The organism is Chitinophaga skermanii (genome assembly GCF_003259335.1).
Classification (GTDB): domain Bacteria; phylum Bacteroidota; class Bacteroidia; order Chitinophagales; family Chitinophagaceae; genus Chitinophaga; species Chitinophaga skermanii.
In genome coordinates this window covers 270,401-292,812 of the sequence record NZ_QLLL01000003.1, presented here as the reverse complement: position 1 = coordinate 292,812, position 22,412 = coordinate 270,401, and the positions used below count along the sequence as shown (strand labels likewise).

Here is a 22,412-nt window from a genome sequence, read left to right as displayed (position 1 = left end):
TTTACTAAATCGGACGCTTATAAATTTTGGCCGTTAATGTACCAAATGGAGTGTCAGACGAATGCGCATAAAGGCAAGTTACAGGCATGACAACTTTTGTACATTCAGACGTGTAGCAAGCTTGAGTAACAGTTAAATGGTTTGTGCCATATCCACCAGTATAAGGGTTTCCATAATATGTAAACCAGTAATAGGCGATTGATCTTTTTGAGGTAGATTTACTAACCGTTGAAATTAAATTCATACTTATAACAGCCAATAACGCTATACTTTGAATTACTTTTGATTTCATGTTGAAAAATAATTTCAAAAAAATCCTTTGTTAGAACTATTGCTTCTAGGATTTATGGTTTAAGACAACGTATACTTCAATATTATACCTATTGATAGTTCATTGTTTAAAATCAGCCACCATCCATTTTCATGCATGGTGGCTGAAAAACATTGTGTTATTTAATGTAAATTCTCTTAACGATAGTACCGGTTGGAGAATCAGTAGCACGAGCTGTAGCGCATGTTACAGGTTTTACTGTTTTTGTACAGCTTAATGAAGTAGCTTGAGCAGTTGATAAATGGTTAGTACCTAAACCTACTGTAAATGGAGTACCTCCATTAGTAAACCAATAGTAAAGACCTACAGCAGCAGCTTTACTTTGATTGAAAGAAGCGTAAGCTTTAACTGCTAAAGAGCTACCTAATGCGATGATGATCGCAGCTAATGCAAGCGGAAACTTTTTCATAAACTATTCGCTTTTTATACTAAAAAAGCTGAAAAATTAGAATTAACAAGATACCCTACTCTATTTTACAGGTTTTCGGTTTCCCTGTTGTTGCAACAAATATTCTTAGAATTCCCTACTCTATTATTATACAGGCTTTTCGGTACTCCTGTGTATATAACGTATAGATGATGTGCGAATTCAGGCTAAGTTTTCGACATTACTGTTACCAGTTGAGAAACCCATATTTATTAAACTCAAGTAAAAAACGACAAATGATAATATGGTAAAGATGGAATTAAAAATTAAGTGTTGACTCCAACTCAAATAGCGGATGATTCCTCCACATGAACATGGCAAATGTTGATGAGTGCCAAGCATTATACCTACATACAAAGTAAAAGACAACATCGCAATACCTGCCATTAATAACCCAATCGTTTTTGTTTTCTTTAGTAAGATTAATAATGCAACAACCAGTTCCAATATTGGTACTATCCATGAGAAAAGCTCACGATTATGCTTTAACAAATCCCAAGGAGATTGCGCTAATTGTGCTGAAAATATTGCCCTATTCAATAACTTATCACTCCCCGTATACACAAACAACAAAACCAATAAGGCAATAACGATCTCTACGAAAAGTTGCTTCCTTTTCATAACTAACAAACAAGTTTAAAAGTCTATAAATGGTTTAACGATTTTCGGGCAACATCATCAGCAGTTGGCACTATCAATTACCTGTTAACTTAAAGTTACTATTCCTTTTTCTTTTTGTTATTAAATATGAGTATCGTAATCGGGAGTGTTTTTTGTACCTCCAATACTATTATGCGTTTGCTCTTATACAGTGCGGGGGAAACACCGAGCTTTTTCTTGAAAACTGCGATGAAGTTGCTAAGGTTGCCATAGCCCGTGGCTTTTGCGATGCTTTTGATTGGCTCGTCGGTTGATACCAACATGTATTTTGCCTTCTCCATCCTAGCATGCAATAAGAAGTTATAAATACTATCACCAAATAACTGCCGAAAACCTTTCTTCAATTTAAAATCATTCATCCCCACCTTCTTCGACAATACCGGTATACTATAATGATTATGCAAGTTGTTCAATAACAATTTGCGTGTCGATTGTAAGATCTGTACATCTTGCACCGATAACGGGATCTTCGTATTCGCAAATAAATCATAGAGCGACATGATCATTAACTCGTTGATCTTCGCTTGCAAATACTGCTCACGTGTAATACCGGTAAACTTACATCCCCTAACCGCCATCACTGCTCGCAACATCGATGGTACCAACCGGCCATTATGCTTCGTTAATACCCCTGCATGCATACTGCCACATTTCGATAAAAACGTTTCTAATAAAGGATACTGTTCCGCAAACGATTGCAAGTAAGGTGATGTAAATTGAATTAAACAGAATTGGTACACGCCTGCCCTTAATATCATTTTCCCCTTGCCCGTTGATAACGATAATATATTGAAGGTCATTGCCGGCATATTTACCCGTTTGCCGCGGGGCAATAGAAACAACAAATGTCCTTTCAATGAAAAACATGCTACCCCGAAACAAGGTGTCTCGATAGCATATTCTAGCACCTGCGGTGCCTGTATTACCAAATTGTTAAATAATACCCGGATACCCGGAATTTCGATCATTTCCGAGTGAATAGCCGGGGAAAATGGCGGCGGGCAACTTCCTACTGTAATGGTTGAATCTTGTGTTCCCGGTATAGCTTCCGGCGTAAATACACGACTGTCTTGTTTTTCCAATACGGTTAATGCAATTCGCATGTGACTATTGTTTGTTTATTTTAATGGGGTGGCTAGTACGTATCTCACTAATTTAACCGGGGCTACTGACATGGAACGTCACCATTACACTTCTACAACTCGCCCCTATTTCATGCATGTTTTTTCCCGTTTCATCCCGTTCCTCCTACTTTTTTGTAGAATGCAATTTTAAATTTGTAATATTCGTTTTAAGGAGATTTTTAGTAGCATGAATGATAGAAAACTACGGATATACGGCCCCCTATTACTCATGGCCGTACTTTTTACTTTCGTGTATTCGATGGACATCCGCTCCACGAAGCACTTATTATTAGTCTTGTTCGTCACCTCTTACTACGTTTTCATTGCCTGGGAAAGCACGCGGTTAATTGTAGTATGGGCGAGGAAGAAGTATCCCAGTGCGCAATCTAGTACATCACGACTGCGGTTTATGGGGTTGATGATAGTTGTAGGGTCTTTGATCGTGGGCTTCGTGAATTTCTGGGTTACGTGGTGGGTAGGCTTCTATGAAAACTTTTCATACTGGAGCTTACCGTTCTTAATGGGGATGAATATCTTCTATAGTGCCATTATTGCTGCTGTTTATGAAGCGCTGTATTATTTTGAGCAGTGGAAGATCGCTTTCCGGGAAAGCGAGCAACTGAAGAAACTCAATATCCTCAGTCAATTCAATTCCCTTAAATCCCAAGTTAACCCGCATTTCCTATTCAATAGTTTAAACTCGTTATCGTCGCTTATTCAAACCAATCCCGATCGTGCCGAGCTATTCGTTGAAGAAATGAGCGTTGTATACCGCTACCTCCTCAAGAATAACTACCAAGGGCTTACGACCCTCGAACACGAAATCACCTTTCTCCACTCCTACATACACATGCTGAAAACTAGGTTTGGCGATGGGTTACAAATCACTCTCAACATCAACGAAGATTACCACGGCTATTTTCTCCCTCCTTTAGCATTGCAAATGCTCTTGGAAAACGCTGTGAAACACAATATCGTTTCTAAAAATACGCCGCTGAAGGTCGACATTTATACCGATGACCATGCCGTATTACATGTAACGAACAACCTGCAAAAGCGACATAAAATCGCACATTCCGAAAAAACGGGCCTCTCCAATATCATTGCCCATTATAAACTCACGGGCCAAGAAGGGCTGTATATCGCGGAAGAAGAACATGCTTTCGTAATACGCCTTCCTCTCATCAAAACCAATTACAATTATGCGGATATTAATAGTGGAAGATGAACAACTGGGTGTTGAACGCTTAGAGAAACTACTCTACGAAATAGACCCCACTTTGCAAATAGTGGGTGCTACCGATAGCATTCAATCGAGTGTACAATGGCTCAAAAGAAATGATCAGCCCGATCTTATCCTGATGGACATCGAGCTAGCCGACGGTCAATGCTTCGAGATCTTTGAGCAGGTAGTGGTAAAAAGCGCCGTTGTGTTCACCACTTCGTACGACGAGTACGCTTTAAAAGCCTTCGCGGTAAATAGTATCGATTATTTATTGAAACCTATACGCAAAGCGGAGCTGGAAAAAGCGTTGGAGAAATTCGCCTTGGTAAAAGATAACTATGTAGCTACTTATAGCAACATTGCCAACCTCTTACACGCCTTTAAAGATCCAGCTAGTATAAACTTCCGCCAACGCTTCCTTGTAAAAACCGGCCAGAAGTTTAATTCTGTTGAGATAGATGAGATTGCCTATTTCTATGCGGAAGGAAGGTTAAGCTATTTTGTTACTTGGCAGAATAAGAAGTTCGTGGTAGACTATACCCTGGATGAACTAGAGAAGATGTTGAACCCTTTACACTTCTACAGGGCCAACAGAACTTTTATAGTACATGTACGCGCTGTTAAAGAAATGGCGGCGTACTTCAATGGCAAGCTGAAACTGGGCCTTCACCCTGCCACGGAAAAAGAAGTATTGGTAAGCCGGGAAAAGTCGGGTGATTTTAAATTATTTATGGGAAAATAAACGCGCAGCAGGATATCGAAAAAAATTATATTTTTACCCTTCATGCGAGGTGAATGCATGTTATTGTTGACTTCTCTTCGCTGTAACGGTTTCAAATATTGTTATTCAACATGCAAAGCAAAAATCCTACTGCTGCGAAAAAGCCTTCGCCGGCAGCCACTCTACCTACCAAACCTTTCTTGGAAAGGAATGCTAACTTGGTATTTGGTGTTCTACTCTTAGCCTTCATCCTTGTAGGCGGTTTACTATTTAATACGAAGCTATTCCTAATGGGCGACGATGCCGATTACATCCTGGACGCTTTGCATTTTGTGAAAAATAACCAATACCCCGGTGGCCGCTCTAGCTTATATGCCATGGTATTAGGTATTCCCATCGCCTTGTTCGGGGTGAATGTTGTAACATTGAAATTATTCTCTTTTCTCTGTGCCGTAGGCGCTTTTATTTTATTATACTTTACTTTCAAAAAACGTATCCCCTATTGGTTGCTTTTCACAGCTTTATTGTTCCTTGGTATCAATAGCGGTTTACAATATTATAGCAGTTCTAACCTTTCGGAGGCATTCTATACATTGGTGCAAGCCTTTTTCTTATTCGCTGCCTTTAAGTTGGTAGATAAATTGGAGAATGGTAAATCTTTCAAAGAAAACCTAGGTACATGGTTAGTATATGGCCTCGCGGCTTTATTGATCTCTCTCAGTAAAAACGTTGCCTTATTAGCCCCTATGACGCTCCCTGTTTACTTCCTTTTTAAGAAACAATGGCGTTACGCAGCCTTAGCTTTTGGCTTATTCTTAGCGTTTAAAATCCCTTACGAGATCCTGCTACGTGCTATCTACGGTGTAAATACAGTAGCGGCCCAAATGGACCAAGTAATGGCAAAAGATATGTACCACTTCGAATATGGTAAAGAAACATTGAGCGGTTTTATTGATCGTTTCTTCCAGAATTTGAAGATTTATATTTCGGGTGATATGTGGGCTTTCTTAGGTTTCCGTAAGGAACCGTTTGAAGGAACACCAGTGTTGTACTGGATAATTATGGTGGCGCTCTGCGGATACGGTGCTTACTACGCGTTCAAGAAAAATGCGTATATCTTCATCACCGCGCTGTACCTCATGATTATGATGGGTGTTACGTTCGTAGCTTTACAACCGGCGGTTGCCCAAAGTCGTATCGTAGTTATTTATGTGCCGTTGATGCTTATTCTCTTCTTTTACAGCCTTTACGCTGCTACCGCTTGGGGACCACAAACCTTGCAAAGAGGAGTCATTATCGTGGCCGGGGTATTTATGTTTACCACTACGATGGGCAAAACCAGCAAAACGATTGCGACCAATATCGACGAGCTATCAGAAAACCTTAGTGGCCAGCCTTTGTATGGTTTTACACCAGATTGGATTAACTACTTAGAAATGGGTGAATACGTGTCGAAAAACATTCCGAATAATGTGATGGTGGCTGCCCGTAAACCCAATACTTTAACGATGTACTCGAATGGTCGACCTTATTACGGCGTGTATAAAGTTTCGGATAATGCTACGGCCGACGAGTTGTTGAAAGAATTAAAAGACAATAATGTTCACTACCTGGTACTGGCTAGTTTACGTGCTAACCCGGCACAAGCTGTAGAAGGACAAATTATCAATACCCTTCACCGCATGGCCGGAACCATTGCGCAAAAATACCCTACACAGGTGAAAATTGTGCACACGATTGGGCAAACCGAGCCTTGTTACTTGGTAGAAGTTACTTACTAAACTCAACGCTATATTACTTATATCAACCGTCTCTACTGGTTAGAGACGGTTTTTTATTTGTATAATCTGAAAAACCTTGTAATTTTACGTAATACTAGAAAGGAAATGGTGTCTTCCTTATCCAACCGCCGTAACCCGGCTAATGGCGCCTACAAATGGTCTCTACGAGGTAGAGGTTGGACACTTAATTTGTAGGATATGCAGCAATTTTTCAACACACAAACAGCGACGTTACGTTTCATTTTTAAATGGACACTATTGGCCATTCCCTTGGCATTGTTAACCGGCTCGTTAGTTGCCTTATTTTTATGGTCGTTGGATGAAGTAACTAAGGTTCGGTACCAGCACACTTGGTTGTTGTATTTGTTACCATTGGGTGGCATCTTGATATATTTTCTCTACAAAAAACTCGGGAAGAACAGCGAGAAAGGTAATAACCTTATTCTTGATGAAATACATACACCGGGTGGCGGCATCCCCAAACGCATGGCGCCCCTTGTATTAGCCACTACCCTTATCACGCACTTATTTGGTGGCTCTGCCGGTCGTGAAGGTACTGCTGTACAAATGGGCGGCAGTGTAGCCGCTTGGTTAGGCAGGGTATTCAGGTTAGAACAAAAAGATGTTTCCATCATGCTGATGTGTGGCATAGCGGCCGGTTTTGGCGCCGTATTTGGCACACCAATTACAGGAGCTATTTTTGCCTTAGAAGTATTAATCATTGGTACCTTGACCTTCCACGCCATGATTCCTTGCTTAGTGGCGAGCTTTTTAGCCGACGTGGTATGCGCAGCTTGGGGAATTCACCACACAAAGTATAGCATTTCTTCCCACGACTTCCAGCCAATAGCCTCCTATTTACATGTAGACGTTTGGTTATTATTGAAGGTAATTGTAGCGGGCGCCTGCTTTGGATTAACGAGCCGTTTGTTTGCTGTATTAACATATCAAATTAAGCTACAATCGAATAAACTCATTCCTATTCCATGGTTAATTCCAGCTATTGGTGGATGTATAGTAATAGGCTTTTGCTTTGCGTTGGGAACCACCGACTACACTGGGTTAGGCGTTAGTGGGCCACATGAGAACAGCGTGAATATTGTGAATGCATTTCATGCGGGAGGGGCTGATACTTGGAGTTGGTTATGGAAGTTATTATTCACTGCTATTACATTAGGCATGGGATTTAAAGGAGGCGAGGTGACCCCGTTGTTTTTCATGGGCGCAGCCTTGGGAAATACCTTGGCCATATTATTTGGCACGCCCGTTGATCTGATGGCTGGGTTGGGGTTCATTGCTGTATTCGCTGGCGCTACTAATACTCCCTTAGCCTGTACAATCATGGGCGTTGAGTTATTTGGCGGTGAATACTTGGTGTATTATGCATTGGCATGTTTTAACGCGTATATATTTAGTGGAAAGATGGGGATCTATTCTTCCCAACGTTCCACCTCCGGCAAGATTCTCTAAATCGAAAAAACAATTATTTTTGTACTTACCACACAGATCAAATACCCCGAGATAACCAGCTCTTTTTATCCACGAAAAACAAACCCAATATGGAAAACGTAAAAGTTGCACCCGGGCACCAAACTGTCATGCCTTACCTCATCTTAAAGCATGCTGAGAAGTTCCTAGATTTCACCATCACTGTTTTCGGCGCAAAAGTCACGAATAAAACATTGCGCGAAGATCACAAAACGATCATGCATGCCGAGATTACAATTGGTGATAGTACCATCATGTTCGCGGAATCAACAGAAACCTACGCAGTACAAAATGCTGGCTTATTCATTTACGTTGCAGATACTGATACAACGTACAAATTAGCCATGCAAAACAAATGTATCAGCGTGTTCGAACCAACGGATCAGCCCTATGGGCGCACGTCGGGGGTGATAGATACGTTTGGGAATACTTGGTGGATCACTTCTTTGTAAGTTATTATAATGTAGTGGGTTACTGTAATACAAGGTATTAACCATGCACTACAGTACCCTACTTTTTGCAAATAATCAATGCTGAAAAACCTATCTTAGAGGCAACCTAGCCTTATGACATCAAAAGAACTCGATCCTTTACTCATTGAACTCGGCACCTTATTACTTACCGACGAAGGTGCATTTCAATCTAAAATTAAATCTGTAGCTCCCCTATTAAAAGCTATAGACATAGCAGTATTAAATCAACGTTTACACAATCCTCCCCAAGAACCTAAATGTTTCAATGATGAACTTGGCCTAGGTGGCTGGATGTCAGTGATACAATATGTTATTTTCGAAATCGTTTACCATTCAGGCAGTAGCCAGTTAAAATGGATACGTGATTTTGCATATGGTGAATATGATTGGACACAAGCCACAGCACTTACCATTATTTGCAGGTGGTATGTAGAAGGCAAAATCGAAAAAGAAAACTTTGAAGAGTTAGATACCCAACTATATGATATGCGCTATGAAACTTGGTTAAACTTGGCACAAGCATTATATGGATTGGCCAAGCGGGATGAAAGGTATTTCACACTGATCGATTCCTTTACAACGCCGGTAATGATAGGGGCTTTGGTAGAATTAGGTGTAGACCCTTCTTTACAAAGAAAGTATCTAATCCAAATTGGCCAGTTAATATTAGATGAAGCTAACGAGGATATGTTGTTATTATTAACTGACTTCTTCAACCAAGGAAGTAATTACCCAAATGCTGCTGACCTTCTTTACTTCCCGGGCGAAGCCAACATTGATCCATACACATATGAACCCAATATTGCCGAAATTGTAGATAAATGCTTAGCATATAAACTCGCTGAAAACCATGATTCACAACGCCACTCCACACTTCTTTAAAGACGCCGACGAAGCACATAAATGGTTTGCTAAAAACCACGATAAAGCTACCGAACTCGTTATTGGCTTCTATAAAACATCCAGCAAAAAAACAGCCGCTACTTATAGCCAAGTACTCGACGAAGCGCTTTGTTATGGCTGGATCGACGCTGTAAGAAAATCCATTGATGCTGATAGCTACATGATTCGCTTCACGAAGCGTAAACCTAATAGTATTTGGAGCAACATTAATGTGCAGCACATGACGCGGTTACTTAAAGAAAAAAGGGTACAGCCTGCCGGGAAAGAAGTGTACGACCAGCGAAAAGAGGGAAAAACCGGGGTATATGCATTTGAAAATAAACATGTAGCACTTGACCCTGCCATGCTAAAACGCTTCAAAGCCAATAAAGCAGCCTATGCTTTCTACGAAGCACAAGCACCGCATTACCAAAGAACATCGGCACACTGGGTAATGAGCGCTAAACGCGAAGAAACCCGTGAAAAGCGTTTATTGCAACTAATAGAAGATGCTGAAAACAAGCTATGGATTGCGCACCTCAGAAGAAATTAAAAAAGGCCACTCTTGCACGAGTGGCCTTTTAGTTATGATGTAACACCGGAGTATTGTTGCCATAACTCGCGGTACTGTTGTAATAAAGTTGACTTTTCTAAAAACCCTACCGGTTTGCCTTCTTTCACCACCGGCATCAACCACAATTGGTAGGTATCAAATTTCCGTAGAATACTATTCACACTCTCCCCTACAAAAGCAATTGCTGTTGGTGCTATCATGGTATTGGCAATTGTAGCACCTGTTTGCTTATTGGCATCAAATACATAGGGACGCATTGTTTCTAACGTAGCAAAACCGGCCAATTGGCCATGTTCGGTTGTAATGGCAACGTATTGGAAATTGGTATTCTTGAAAATATCGAGCAACGCTTGGAATGGTTCATCTACTTTAACTTGACCAAAGTTGCGTTCCAGCATCGTATCGGCATCTAGGAGCGATGTAATATTGCTATCGTGCGTGCGGGTAAAGATCTTTCCTTCATCTGCCAAGTGCTTCAGTTCAGGCGATACCGGCGAAAACTTCTTCACGATCAAATAAGCGGTTAATGATACAATCATTAACGGGATAAACAAATCGTACCCGGTACTCGATTCCGCGATAAGGAAGATGGCTGTTAACGGTGCGTACATAACGCCTCCCATTACTCCTGCCATGCCTACAATTACAAAATTGGTAACAGGCACATTGGGTATGCCCACCCATACGCACAGCATGGCAAAGAAATAGCCAACAAAAGCCCCTGCAAATAAGCTAGGTGCAAAGTTACCTCCATTCCCCCCACTTTGGATGGTAATAGATGTGGCAATGGCTTTCAATACCACAACACATCCCACGAAAAATAGTATCCAGCCGGGATTGGATTTAAAATATTGGAAGAAACTATTCTCGATTATGGCCGTCATACCTTCGTTCGCCAATAGCTTTACCGAGCTGTAGCCTTCGCCAAATAATGGGGGTAATGCCACGCACATCAATGAAAGTACTGCACCGCCAATCATGGCCTTTTGTAGCTTAGTAATACGAAGGTGCTTGAAGAAGTGTTCTACTTTACCTGCGATCACTAAAAAATAACGGGCGTAGAAGCCGCATAAAATACCCAGTACAACGTACAAAGGCACATTACGGTAGTTGAAAGCGGTGCGCGATTCGAAGTGGAATAGCGCCTCTTCATGCAATATTATTTTCGATATTAAACTACCACAAACAGCGGCTACAATTAAAGGAATAAAATCGGAGAACACGATCCCGGTCAGCAATATTTCAAAGGCGAACATCATGCCCGCAATAGGGGCATTAAATGCAGAAGCCACCCCGGCTGTTGCACCGGCGGCTAATAGTAATGTTCGTTCCTTGTAATCCAGCTTATACGTTTGCGCATAGTTCGACCCAATGGCAGAACCTGTTACTGCAATAGGACTTTCTAACCCAGCCGAGCCACCTAGCCCAACTGTTACCGCGCTTTGTACAATCTGCGAAAACATCTTTACTCTTGGTACATTACTGCCATTCCGGGCAATTTCATACAGGATAACGCCGATGCCTTTGCGATCTTGGCCTTTAAAGAAAAGCTGTACAATCAGTGTTGTTAGTACAATACCAAGGAACGGGAATACGGCATAAAAGAATACTTGCGTGCTGAAGTATACTTTATGGGTAATCACGTAATGAATGTAACTAACGAGCATTTTCAACACCACACCTGCCAAACCGGCGGTGCAGCCCACGAGAATACCCGATAGCAACAAAAACTGTGAGCGGCTCATTTTACTGTGCAGCCACATCAATACGATCTCGTATTGCTTTGCTTTCTTGATACTATATTTTTCAAAGTCGCGCTTAAACCTTAGAAAACCATGACGCGCCCGGATCTTACTATACTTACTCACGCTAAATATTTAAGTGAACATTTGGGTTAATACAATGAACTGAGCGTCAAATGTAGTAAGTAATGATCGAACGAAACGACTTTGTTAATAATTACGGGTCGGAATGAAAGAAACAGTAGTAGGTATATTCAGTGTATAGGATACGGTTTTAGTTCCAGTCGTAGAGATCATCTTCTCCGCGCCATGTTTTTTCTATCCGGTTACGGATATGCGCGCTGAAACCAATTAATTCGATGTTAGGACGTTCATCTAGGATGATCTTAATTTTACCTTCTTCATTCAGTAATACTTCCTGAATAGGCTCCAAAAGCGCGAACAATAAACTCTTTCCATGTTCTGCTAATTGGTTAATCAAAGAATCTTCCAGTTGAAAAAATTCCCTGTTTTTGTAAGAATAGGTTACTTCCACCATAGTGTATTAGTTTTTTCAATAGGATACTTTACTGCCTAAAAATAATAAAAATTATAAATTGACAAAAATTTTCATACATTTTCTTCACAGGCCCAATCCTAACCGCTCATCAAAAAGTCGGCAAAACTAAACTTTTGGGCCCTAACTCCCCGTATTTCTTTCAATTATATCAGTTATTTTTACTTTTCACAACATTTTTAAACGCTTATGCTACCATTACGTGTTTCTGCCAGCAAATTCAAGCTGGTGTGTATATCTCTCATTGTTAGCTGTACAGCCGCTTTCGCGCAAGGTGGCGGTCAGTTGAAATGGGCGCCGAATGGCGACGCCTATTTAAAGAATGAGAGCAGTACCATTGTTTCATATACTGCCAAAGACAACCAACGTACAGTATTGGTTCCTTCGGAAAAATTAACACCGCAAGGTTCCAACCGCCCTTTACCCATCCGCGATTTCAGTACCAATGCCGACCAATCTAAATGGTTGTTGTACACCAATACCAAGAAAGTATGGCGTTACGATACCCGCGGCGACTACTGGGTATACGACAGTAAAAGCGGTGCTTTAAAACAATTAGGCGCTTCCTTACCGGCTTCTTCCCTGATGTTCGCTAAACTTTCTCCAGATGGCACGAAAGCAGCGTACGTTAGCCAAAGCAATGTGTATGTAGAAGATCTAGCCACTAATGCTATCACTCCCCTAACGAAAGACGGTACGCGTCGTTTTATCAACGGTACGTTCGACTGGGTGTATGAAGAAGAATTCGGTTGCCGCGATGGCTTTAGGTGGAGCCCAGATAGCAAATCCATTGCTTTCTGGCAAATTGATGCTACTAAAACCCGCGACTTCCTCATGATCAACAACACCGATTCTATCTACTCTTTCACCATCCCGGTAGAGTATCCTAAAGCAGGCGAAAATCCTTCTGCTTGTAGAATTGGTATCGTGAACATCGCTTCTACACAAATTAACTGGCTGCAAGTACCTGGCGATCAACAGCAAAACTACATTCCGCGTATGGAATGGATCCCAGGCACAAATAATATCATCTTACAACAACTTAACCGCAAACAAAACAATAGCAAACTCTACGTTTGTGACGCTACTAACGGTAATGCGAACCAAATTTACGAGGAAAGTGATTCGGCTTGGATTGATGTAAAATCTCGTTGGGACAATGATCAAATTGCCGGTTGGGATTTCATCGAGAAAGGCAATGCCTTTGTTTGGGTTAGTGAAAAAGATGGTTGGAGACACGTATACCGTGTAGGTATCGATGGTAAGAAAGAGAAATTATTAACGCCGGGTAACTACGATGTTATCAACGTATTGAATATCGACGAGGCCAATAAATCGTTGTATGTATTAGCTTCTCCAGATAATGCTACCCAACAATACTTGTACCGTGTGAACATGACCAATGGCAAAGCAGAACGCATTTCGCCGGCGGATCAAGCAGGTACACATAATTACCAAATTTCGCCCAATGGTAAGTATGCGCGCCATACTTTCTCTAACCACTACTTTGTACCAACAGCTGAAATTATTAGCCTTCCCAATCACCTCAGCCTGAACAACAAAAACATCAGTGCCGATTTGAAGAAAGCAGCTGAAAAAGGTACCGGTGCAGAATTCTTCCAAGTAACGACGGAAGATGGGGTTACTTTGGATGGTTGGATGAACAAGCCGGCCAACTTCGACGAAAGCAAGCAATATCCAGTGGTATTCTATGTATACGGCGAACCTGCATCTTGTACGGTGACGGATGTATACGGCAGCACGATGAACTTCTTGTATGGCGGCGATATGGCGAAAGATGGTTACATCACCATTTCGTTAGATAACCGTGGTACACCTGCTCCTAAAGGCAGGGCTTGGAGAAAATCTATCTACCGAAACCAAGGTATTATCAATGCCCGCGACCAAGCCATGGCTACGAAAAAGATCATGGAATGGAAATTCGTTGATAAAGATCGTATTGCCGTATGGGGCTGGAGCGGTGGCGGTTCTATGACCTTGAACTTGTTATTCCAATACCCAGAGATTTACAAAACAGGTATATCTATTGCGGCAGTAGGCAATTTATTGACCTACGATAACATTTACCAAGAGCGCTACATGGGCTTACCACAAGAAACAAAAGCAGATTATGTAAAAGGCTCGCCTATTACGTACGCTAAAAACTTGAAAGGTAACTTGTTGTACATCCATGGTACAGGCGATGATAACGTGCATTATGCGAATGCTGAAATGCTCGTGAATGAATTAATTAAATACGGAAAGATTTTCCAATTCATGCCTTACCCGAACCGCACACATAGCATTAGTGAAGGTCAAGGTACATCGCAGCATTTATCTAAATTATACACGACTTACCTGCGCGAACACGTGCCAGGTGGTCCGAAAAAATAGGTTTTTTAACTGCATAAAAATCCCGGCAAGCGGCTGTTTACAGTGCTTGCCGGGATTTTTTTATGTCCTACCCTATTTATCCATTATCTTTGGCCTCTTTAATGGAAAATTAAGATGACAAGAAGCAATATTTTTATTCTTACAGGTTGTATTATTATCATCATCAGCGCTTTTTTGCCGTGGATGAGTGTCGAAACTGCCAATTTACACCATCACTTAACGGGTGTTAACTCTGACGGAACTCGTTTAGGAGAACCAGGCAAATTGAATATCGCCTTGGCCGTGATTGCTATTATCGTGATGTTCTTTGGGAAGAGTTTATCTGCTAAGATTAATTTGTTTGTAACAGGCTTTTTAGTGGCATGGACGTTTAGAAACATGCTCATGTACGCACGTTGCGAGGCGGGTATTTGCCCTACGAAGGAAATCGGGTTATATTTATCTATTGCAGGTGCAGTGATCGCGATTTTCGGTGTATTATCAACAAAAACGAAAGTTGTAAAGCCGCGTTTAGAAAACCACTAGAACGCGACTGACAAACAATAAGAGGCGAGCAATACGAGCAAACCCATAAAGATATTTCTCGTCATAATCGGCAACGCGCGCAAGTTGGCCATTTTAGCTTTGGCATATGCAAATACAATTAATGCTACTAAACTGATACAGATACTTTCGCGCGATGCTCCTACGAAATTCTCATCTGCCAAGTAGGCGAACAAAGGCACGAATCCACCCACTACAAAAAAGAGCATGGTAAAGAACGCGCTCCTCACTGCGTGCCAGAAACTATAATCGGCTAATTGTACTTGTTCTTGTTGAATTTGTTGTTGCCATTTCACTTCATCTTTTTCCATTTCATCGGCAATCGTGTGAATGGTATCATCTCCCAGCGCTAATTTCTCCAGCTTATTTCTTTCATCTGTACTAAGCAGGCCGTCGTCGTCGTGCCCTTTATTAGCGCGGTAGGTGGCGATGAACATAATAATGGCCCCTACAACAAGGAAGCCATAATGCAGGTTATAGAAGGTTTGCACGCTCATGTTCCGCGTATGCAGGATTTGCGTGGTGAAGAATATTACCAGCAAGCCGTCTGGAAAACCGATGAACATATCGGTTCTCCAGCCAGAACTGCGTATAGCTTTGCGACGTTTTGTGGTCATAAGGATATTAAGAAAGAACTGGCAATGATTTCTCTATAATAGAAACGCATTCCTCGATCTGTGCTTTTGTAATGATTAATGGTGGTGCGAAACGGATGCGATCGCCTTGTGTAGGTTTAGCCAGTAAACCTTGGTCGCGCATGCCCATACAAAGTTCCCAAGCGGCTTCTTTGTCGGGGTGTTTCAACACGATGGCATTTAGTAAACCTTTACCGCGTACGGTAGTGATATATTTGCTGTTGATATTGCTGATACCTTCGCGGAGGTATGCGCCCATGGCTTCGGCATTTTCAGCCATCTTGCCTGTTTTCAATACTTCCAACGCCTTCATGGCGACTTTACAAGCAAGCGGGTTACCGCCGTAGGTAGAGCCGTGTTCACCGGGTTGGATCACCATCATAATTTCATCGTCGGCCAGTACGGCTGAAATGGGTAAAGTACCGCCAGATAAAGCTTTCCCGAGAATGAGGATATCTGGGCGTACATTTTCATGATCGCAATAGAGCATTTTACCGGTGCGTGCTAAACCTGTTTGGATTTCGTCGGCAATGAAAAGTACATTCGCATCGGCGCACAATTGTTTGGCGGCCGCGAGAAAACCGGCTTCGGGCACTACTACACCTGCTTCACCTTGAATGGGTTCTACGAGGAAACCGGCTACATGGGGATCTTGTAAAGCTTGTTTTAAAGCGGGAAGATCGCTGTATGGGATTACTTCATAGCCTTGCATGAAAGGTCCGAAGTTGGTAGTAGCAGTAGGATCGGTGCTGAAAGAAATAACGTTCAGCGTTCTACCATGGAAGTTGCCGCCACAAACGATAATTTTCGCTTTGTTGGCCGGCACTCCTTTCACTTCGTATGCCCATTTACGGCAGAGTTTCAAAGCAGTTTCTACCGCTTCTACCCCGGTGTTCATGGGTAATACTTTATCGTAACCAAAATATTTCGTGATATATTCTTCATACTCTCCCAATACATCACTATGGAATGCACGTGAAGTAAGGGTTAGTCGTTGCGCCTGTTCGATCAAAGTAGCAATGATCTCGGGGTGGCAATGACCTTGGTTAACGGCGGAATAACCAGAAAGAAAATCGTAGTAACGTTTTCCATCAACATCCCATACGAAAACACCTTCTCCCCTCGTTAGCACGACCGGTAGCGGGTGATAATTATGTGCGCCGAATTCTTCTTCCCTGTTGATGTACTGGAGCGATTGCTCACTGATTGCAAACGTTGGTATCATAATTCAAAATTAGTGGATAAAATTGAGCAAGCATTGCAGGCAATATCGTGCATGGATACATAAACTTGGCTACAATCATCTTGATCACCTACCCTTTAAACAGCCAGGAACGGCCATGATTGGTAATAATAAGTGTTCCGTTTCATAAAACTACAAATAAGCTGCTAAATAAAATCAAACGAAGTATAATTTCTATAAGTATGATGATTAAATAATATTACATGTTGTATATTTAAGCTATGTGCTGGTAACGCCAGCCAGTAAAGAGGCGTGAAGTAAGGGTAACAAGCACCGCAATACGATCTACATACGTATCTACTAGCGTATAAACACATGGAATTACATGGAAACCACATAGAAGTTACTTAGAATTGCCTATAAATTACATGAAAACAACTTTCTCGTTAAAGGTAGGAACTAGGGAAAGAGCCTAACTAGAAACATGGGATATATATCTAAACCATTGGAATAACATTAGCCTAACATTAGGAGAACATTGGAAGAACATTAGAAGATATTATAATCGCCATTCCCACTTACTATAAACCCGTTCAAATCAATGGTTTGCAAAAATAAATTACGCTGCATGCGCATTTCACCCCCTCACCCAGTACAATTAGTAGGATCTATAGCATAAAAAAAGCCCTCCCTATAAGAAGAGAAGGCTTTTAATAATAAAGTTATGAGGAACAAGTACTTACTTCAACGTGTTAAACACATCTAAATATTCTTGCATAGCTACTTCTTTCGCCTTTCCTTTCAACGCAGCCCAAGCACTGTACTTTGCTTTACCTACGATATCGAAGGGGTTAGATGGAGGGTCGATGTTCACATCGCCATCTGTGGCTTGTTTGTACAAAGAATAGAGCTTTAACAAGGTGTTATTATCAGGACGTTGAGTTAGATTTTTGCTCTCTGCTACTGCGGCTTCAAATTGTTGTTGCAAATCCATGATCGAAAATTTTGATAAAAGTATAAAAACCTTGTCAAATAACCACTTACAAAGCTGTTATAATGCCAAAATTTGAATACCTTTGCGCCTTGAAAGCAAACCCGGGGATTGGCAACAAAACGAAAAGCTAACCTGTTCACTTCCCGTGTTTTACCCGATTTTTATGAAGCATACCAGGAATTTTTGCATCATTGCACATATCGATCACGGAAAGAGCACGCTCGCGGATCGTTTACTAGAGCACACGAAAACGATTAGTGAACGTGAAATGCAGGCCCAAGTATTGGACGACATGGACCTCGAACGTGAGAAAGGCATCACGATTAAGAGTCATGCCATCCAGATGGATTATCACTACAACGGCGAGAAATACACGTTGAATTTGATCGACACACCCGGTCACGTTGACTTTTCTTACGAAGTTTCCCGTGCCTTGGCAGCTTGTGAAGGCGCCTTACTTTTAGTAGACGCCGCGCAAGGTATCCAAGCGCAAACTATATCAAACCTTTACTTAGCGCTCGACAACGATTTGGAAATCATCCCTGTCATCAACAAGATTGACATGGATGGCGCCATGATTGAGGTAGTAAAGGACCAAATCATCGAGTTAATCGGTTGTAAAGACGAGGATATCCTCCTTGCTTCCGGTAAAACGGGTATTGGTATTGAAGAAATCTTGCAAGCGATTGTTCAAAGAGTACCTGCACCAACAGGTGATCCAGAAGCACCATTGCAAGCATTGATCTTCGATAGCGTATTCAACTCATTCCGCGGTATCATCGCTTACTTCCGTGTTTATAACGGTACAATCAAGAAGGGCGACAAAGTACGCTTCATGAATACCGGTGAAGACTATGAGGCCGATGAAGTAGGTATCTTGAAATTAGGCTTACAAGCTAGGAGCCAAGTAGATACCGGCGACGTGGGTTACATTATCACGGGTATTAAAACAGCGAAAGACGTTAAAGTGGGTGATACTATTACCTTGACGAAAAACCAAGCTACAGAAGCCATCAATGGTTTTGAAGAGGTTAAGCCCATGGTATTCGCAGGTATCTTCCCTGTAGTAACCGACGATTTCGAAGAGTTACGCGAGTGTATGGATAAATTACAGCTCAACGATGCCTCTTTAACCTACGAAACAGAAACTTCGCAAGCCTTGGGCTTCGGTTTCCGATGCGGGTTCTTGGGCATGTTGCACATGGAAATTATCCAAGAAAGGTTGGAAAGAGAGTTTAACCAAACTGTTATTACCACCGTTCCGAACGTAAGCTTCGTAGCCTATACAACACGTAACGAGAAATTGATTGTAAACAACCCTGCCGAAATGCCTGATCCTAGTAAGATCGACCGCGTAGAGGAGCCATTCATCAGGGCACAAATCATTTCTACACCAGATTATATCGGTAACATCATGACTCTTTGCCTTGGCAAACGTGGTATGTTGATTAACCAAAGCTACCTTACGCCTACCCGCGTAGAGTTGATCTTCGAAATGCCATTGGCCGAGATCGTGTTCGATTTCTATGATAAATTGAAATCTAGCACCCGTGGTTATGCATCATTCGACTATCACCCACTCGACTACCGTCAATCTGATATCGTTAAAATGGATATTTTATTGAATGGTGATAAAGTGGATGCTTTGAGTGCCTTGATTCACAGGAGCCGTGCCGAAGACTTTGGTCGTAAATTATGTACGAAGTTGAAAGAATTATTACCACGCCAGCAGTTCATGATTGCCATTCAAGCGGCATTAGGATCTAAAATCGTTGCCCGTGAAACTATTTCCGCGATGCGTAAAGACGTAACGGCGAAATGTTACGGTGGTGATATTTCCCGTAAACGTAAGTTATTAGAAAAACAAAAAGAAGGTAAAAAACGTATGCGCCAGATTGGTAACGTAGAAGTACCACAAGAAGCATTCTTAGCCGTTTTGAAATTGAACGACTAAGTTTTACCTACTACATACTTTAGGGCCGTCTCTACCATGTAGAGACGGTTTTTTTATTCAACCTGAAATTACACTACTTGCAAACAGTTATCTCTTGGAGCGGCGGGAAAGACAGTTGTTTCGCCACCATGCAAGCCATTAAGCAAGGTTACGAGCCAAAGGTTTTGCTGAACATGATGAATGAGAAAGGCGACATTTCACGCTCCCACGGGCTACCGCTTAGCCTTATTACGAAGCAAGCAAATGCCATGAAGCTACCCGTTAAATACGCACCAACTACATGGGAAGACTACGAAACGACTTTCATTAACGCCCTCAATAAAATCAAGAAGCAATTCAAAGTACAAGCTGCCGTGTTTGGCGATATAGATCTTGTACCCCACCGTGAATGGGAAGAGAAAGTATGTGCTGCTACAGGATTAGAAGCCGTACTTCCGCTTTGGCAAGGTGATAGAAAAGAGTTGGTTTTGGAGATGATGGATAGCGGGATGGAAATGATGATTGTTTCGTGTAATGCTACTTTGGGTGAACGCTTTTTAGGTCGTGTTATGGACAAGGGTTTATTGGGTGAATTGGAAGACTTGGGTGTGGATGTTTGCGGCGAGAATGGCGAGTTTCATACTTATGTAGTGAATTGCCCGATGTTCCAACAGGCGATACAATTGCCACCTTATATGGCTACTGAGCATGGTGGGTATCACTTTTTAGAATGGTTAAGGGTTTATTAGAAGATCTATACAACACAAAAGGCGGGCTTTCACAAGCACCGCCCTTTTAATATGTGGTAAAATTAAAGTCTTAGTTCGCGTTTGCTACCTGTTCTTCCCTATTAAAGATCGGCTGTAATAATGCATAGGCACCAAACAGTAAGCCCGTGTAAAACACGTTGCTTAAGATCGTGTTCAAGAAGAAGCTACCGAATACATCGTGCTGGTAGAACGGCATAGCCGATACATAGCAATGCATAAGGCCTACAAATGTTTTAGGATACATGTCTTGCAATGCCCACACCCCGAAGTTCGAGATAAGGAAATATAACAACCCGGTGCCAACAGAAGCAACCATAATACGCCCCATACTTGCATGTTTCAAGCGGGTACCAATGAAGGTTGTTAACATGAAAGCGCCGTAGTTGAATAACATGCTCCAGCCGTAGAATCCTTTGATGGTGGTAAATAGCTGTAAAAACAAGTCACTCAAAAACAAAGCGGCTAAAGGTAAAAGGTAAGCGTACTTTTTGTCTTTCAATACCACGCCGCCAAACAATGCACAAGCACCGATCGCGGTGAAGTTCCAGATGGCTAAGTGATTGGTAATAATTCTACCAAGTGAAGTCAAAAAGATTAAGCCACCGATTAATAGTACTTTGGTGTAGGTGTCTTTTTTCATAGTATAAACTTTATATGGTCGAACAAATGTAGGAAAATTCCTTTAACTAAAAATTAACTTTTATTTTTCAACCGTTTTACAAGTTCTACTTAACAGGGACTGTTGCCTTGAACAATACAGCTTTACTATTGCCGGTTTGTGATAAAGTATAAGCTTCGTTGTACGCAACAAAGATACTTTCCCCTTTTTTCACATCGAAGGCATCGGAACCATTCGCTTGTACGGCACCTTCCATAACGATGAGGATTTCGGCAGCATTGCTTTTATGGCTGTACACTTCGCCGGTTTGTAGTTCGATTTTGCTGACTACGAAATCGGGTGCAGGGCTTTGGTAAATAGCTTCTTTGGTGTTAGGGTCGATGCTAGCTGTAATGATCTGTGGATGTACAGCTTCGAACCTCGTATGTTTTAATAGTTCTGGTACGTCGATGTGTTTAGGGGTAAGACCGCCACGGAGAACGTTGTCGGAATTGGCCATTAATTCCACGTTTTGTCCTTCTAAATACGCATGCGGGATACCGGCATCTTGGAATACCGCTTCGCCTTCTTGCACGTGCATAATATTAAAGAAGTAGATAGAGAAGATGCCGCGATCGAGGCGGGTTTCTCCTTGTGGATCGTTTACCACGGCGCGGGCTGCCCAGAAAGCGGGGTCAGTTTTCGCAAGTTTATTTTCTTTATAGAGGGGAACGATTTCGTCGACAAGAGGACGTAGCATGGAGTTCACATCTTCCTGCGGCAATTCCATTACGAACTTGTACATACCGTAATAGCCTTCTTGTTCGAAGATGTGTGCCAATGGTAAGAAAGCAGGTGTATTATTGATCACCTCCTTCAATTTATCGGCAGGTAAAAACCCGTGGAGCAAATAGAACTCGCTAAGGGCCACCATAATTTCGGGTTTGTGATTCGCATCCTTGTAATTACGGTTAGGTGCATTTAAGGCAATACCTTCTTCATTCTCGCGTGCAAAACCTTTCTCAGCTTCGGCTTTCGTAGGATGTACTTGGATCGACAACATATCTTTTACGTCGAGGATTTTCAATAAGTACGGCAATTCTCCGAACGTGTTGAATGTTTGTTCGCCCAGCACAGCGGAAGGATTCGCAGCAACTAAGTCGTTTAGCGGGGTTGGGTTGGGGGTAGTACCAATTTGCGAAGGAGCACTTTGATGTGCACCCATCCAGTATTCTGCAGATGGTTCGTTGGTTACCGGTAATCCCAATAAAGCTGGGATATACGAATAACCGCCCCAAGCATAATGTTGTACTTTTCCTGTAAGATGAAATAGTTTCTTGTTCAATGTTCCTGTCGACATAATTCTGCGAATTTTTGT

22 protein-coding genes and 1 riboswitch are annotated in these 22,412 nt (G+C 41.8%); of the genes, 11 read left to right on the top strand and 11 right to left on the bottom strand.

Going from position 1 to position 22,412, the window contains the following annotated elements; translation table 11 throughout:
• Positions 1–4: 4 nt before the first annotated feature.
• The 4 genes from LX64_RS25830 to LX64_RS08885 form a co-directional block, all read right to left on the bottom strand.
• Positions 5–292: a hypothetical protein gene (locus LX64_RS25830; RefSeq protein ID WP_148707255.1), complete on the bottom strand. Its 288-nt coding sequence runs from the start codon at positions 290–292 to the stop codon at positions 5–7.
• A 157-nt stretch (positions 293–449) separates the two neighbouring features.
• Positions 450–740: a hypothetical protein gene (locus LX64_RS08895; RefSeq protein ID WP_111597289.1), complete on the bottom strand. Its 291-nt coding sequence runs from the start codon at positions 738–740 to the stop codon at positions 450–452.
• A gap of 180 nt (positions 741–920) precedes the next feature.
• Complete coding sequence (locus tag LX64_RS08890; protein ID WP_111597288.1) at positions 921–1,379, bottom strand: MauE/DoxX family redox-associated membrane protein; 459 nt, start codon at positions 1,377–1,379, stop codon at positions 921–923.
• A 98-nt stretch (positions 1,380–1,477) separates the two neighbouring features.
• Positions 1,478–2,521, bottom strand: coding sequence for a helix-turn-helix domain-containing protein (locus LX64_RS08885; RefSeq protein WP_111597287.1), 1,044 nt, complete (start codon positions 2,519–2,521; stop codon positions 1,478–1,480).
• Between the two features lie 250 nt (positions 2,522–2,771).
• Between LX64_RS08885 and LX64_RS08880 the strand changes: the two genes are divergently transcribed.
• From LX64_RS08880 to LX64_RS08850, 7 genes are all read left to right on the top strand, one after another.
• Positions 2,772–3,770, top strand: a complete 999-nt coding sequence (locus tag LX64_RS08880) for a sensor histidine kinase (RefSeq protein WP_158538585.1) — start codon at positions 2,772–2,774, stop codon at positions 3,768–3,770.
• Positions 3,745–4,509 carry a LytR/AlgR family response regulator transcription factor gene (locus LX64_RS08875; protein WP_111597285.1) on the top strand — a complete coding sequence of 255 codons (765 nt, stop codon included), beginning with the start codon at positions 3,745–3,747 and terminating at the stop codon, positions 4,507–4,509. The genes LX64_RS08880 and LX64_RS08875 overlap by 26 nt, the downstream gene beginning before the upstream one ends.
• A gap of 110 nt (positions 4,510–4,619) precedes the next feature.
• Positions 4,620–6,269 (top strand): ArnT family glycosyltransferase, encoded by a 1,650-nt coding sequence (locus LX64_RS08870; protein ID WP_111597284.1) that lies wholly within the window; start codon positions 4,620–4,622, stop codon positions 6,267–6,269.
• 92 nt (positions 6,270–6,361) lie between these two features.
• Positions 6,362–6,428, top strand: a riboswitch (Fluoride riboswitch).
• A gap of 39 nt (positions 6,429–6,467) precedes the next feature.
• On the top strand, positions 6,468–7,739 hold the full coding sequence (locus LX64_RS08865; RefSeq protein WP_111597283.1) for a voltage-gated chloride channel family protein: 1,272 nt from the start codon (positions 6,468–6,470) through the stop codon (positions 7,737–7,739).
• Positions 7,740–7,828: 89 nt separating this feature from the next.
• On the top strand, positions 7,829–8,209 hold the full coding sequence (locus LX64_RS08860; RefSeq protein WP_111597282.1) for a VOC family protein: 381 nt from the start codon (positions 7,829–7,831) through the stop codon (positions 8,207–8,209).
• Between the two features lie 114 nt (positions 8,210–8,323).
• Positions 8,324–9,112 (top strand): hypothetical protein, encoded by a 789-nt coding sequence (locus LX64_RS08855; RefSeq protein ID WP_111597281.1) that lies wholly within the window; start codon positions 8,324–8,326, stop codon positions 9,110–9,112.
• Positions 9,081–9,665: a YdeI/OmpD-associated family protein gene (locus tag LX64_RS08850; RefSeq protein WP_111597280.1), complete on the top strand. Its 585-nt coding sequence runs from the start codon at positions 9,081–9,083 to the stop codon at positions 9,663–9,665. The genes LX64_RS08855 and LX64_RS08850 overlap by 32 nt, the downstream gene beginning before the upstream one ends.
• A gap of 32 nt (positions 9,666–9,697) precedes the next feature.
• Here the strand turns inward: LX64_RS08850 and LX64_RS08845 are convergent, their stop codons facing one another.
• Together LX64_RS08845 and LX64_RS08840 are read right to left on the bottom strand one after the other, a co-directional pair.
• Positions 9,698–11,554, bottom strand: a complete 1,857-nt coding sequence (locus LX64_RS08845; protein WP_211324779.1) for a chloride channel protein — start codon at positions 11,552–11,554, stop codon at positions 9,698–9,700.
• A gap of 148 nt (positions 11,555–11,702) precedes the next feature.
• A complete protein-coding gene (locus LX64_RS08840) occupies positions 11,703–11,966 on the bottom strand; it encodes a hypothetical protein (protein ID WP_111597279.1) in 264 nt (87 codons plus the stop codon).
• 207 nt (positions 11,967–12,173) lie between these two features.
• Between LX64_RS08840 and LX64_RS08835 the strand changes: the two genes are divergently transcribed.
• A complete protein-coding gene (locus LX64_RS08835; protein ID WP_111597278.1) occupies positions 12,174–14,378 on the top strand; it encodes a S9 family peptidase in 2,205 nt (734 codons plus the stop codon).
• A 114-nt stretch (positions 14,379–14,492) separates the two neighbouring features.
• Positions 14,493–14,903 (top strand): hypothetical protein, encoded by a 411-nt coding sequence (locus tag LX64_RS08830; protein WP_111597277.1) that lies wholly within the window; start codon positions 14,493–14,495, stop codon positions 14,901–14,903.
• Here the strand turns inward: LX64_RS08830 and LX64_RS08825 are convergent.
• The 3 genes from LX64_RS08825 to LX64_RS08815 form a co-directional block, all read right to left on the bottom strand.
• Positions 14,900–15,538, bottom strand: a complete 639-nt coding sequence (locus LX64_RS08825) for a VIT1/CCC1 transporter family protein (protein WP_111597276.1) — start codon at positions 15,536–15,538, stop codon at positions 14,900–14,902. The genes LX64_RS08830 and LX64_RS08825 overlap by 4 nt on opposite strands.
• A gap of 7 nt (positions 15,539–15,545) precedes the next feature.
• Positions 15,546–16,781, bottom strand: a complete 1,236-nt coding sequence (rocD, locus tag LX64_RS08820; protein ID WP_111597275.1) for an ornithine--oxo-acid transaminase — start codon at positions 16,779–16,781, stop codon at positions 15,546–15,548.
• A 697-nt stretch (positions 16,782–17,478) separates the two neighbouring features.
• Complete coding sequence (locus LX64_RS08815; RefSeq protein ID WP_211324778.1) at positions 17,479–17,733, bottom strand: acyl-CoA-binding protein; 255 nt, start codon at positions 17,731–17,733, stop codon at positions 17,479–17,481.
• Between the two features lie 163 nt (positions 17,734–17,896).
• Here LX64_RS08815 and lepA point away from each other — a divergent pair, with 163 nt between their 5' ends.
• Together lepA and LX64_RS08805 are read left to right on the top strand one after the other, a co-directional pair.
• A complete protein-coding gene (lepA, locus tag LX64_RS08810; protein WP_111597608.1) occupies positions 17,897–19,687 on the top strand; it encodes a translation elongation factor 4 in 1,791 nt (596 codons plus the stop codon).
• A gap of 77 nt (positions 19,688–19,764) precedes the next feature.
• Positions 19,765–20,415 carry a Dph6-related ATP pyrophosphatase gene (locus LX64_RS08805; RefSeq protein ID WP_211324777.1) on the top strand — a complete coding sequence of 217 codons (651 nt, stop codon included), beginning with the start codon at positions 19,765–19,767 and terminating at the stop codon, positions 20,413–20,415.
• 70 nt (positions 20,416–20,485) lie between these two features.
• Here the strand turns inward: LX64_RS08805 and LX64_RS08800 are convergent, their stop codons facing one another.
• Both LX64_RS08800 and manA read right to left on the bottom strand, forming a co-directional pair.
• Positions 20,486–21,076, bottom strand: coding sequence for a DUF6580 family putative transport protein (locus tag LX64_RS08800; protein WP_111597273.1), 591 nt, complete (start codon positions 21,074–21,076; stop codon positions 20,486–20,488).
• An 85-nt stretch (positions 21,077–21,161) separates the two neighbouring features.
• Complete coding sequence (gene manA / locus LX64_RS08795; RefSeq protein WP_111597272.1) at positions 21,162–22,394, bottom strand: mannose-6-phosphate isomerase, class I; 1,233 nt, start codon at positions 22,392–22,394, stop codon at positions 21,162–21,164.
• Positions 22,395–22,412 lie beyond the last annotated feature (18 nt).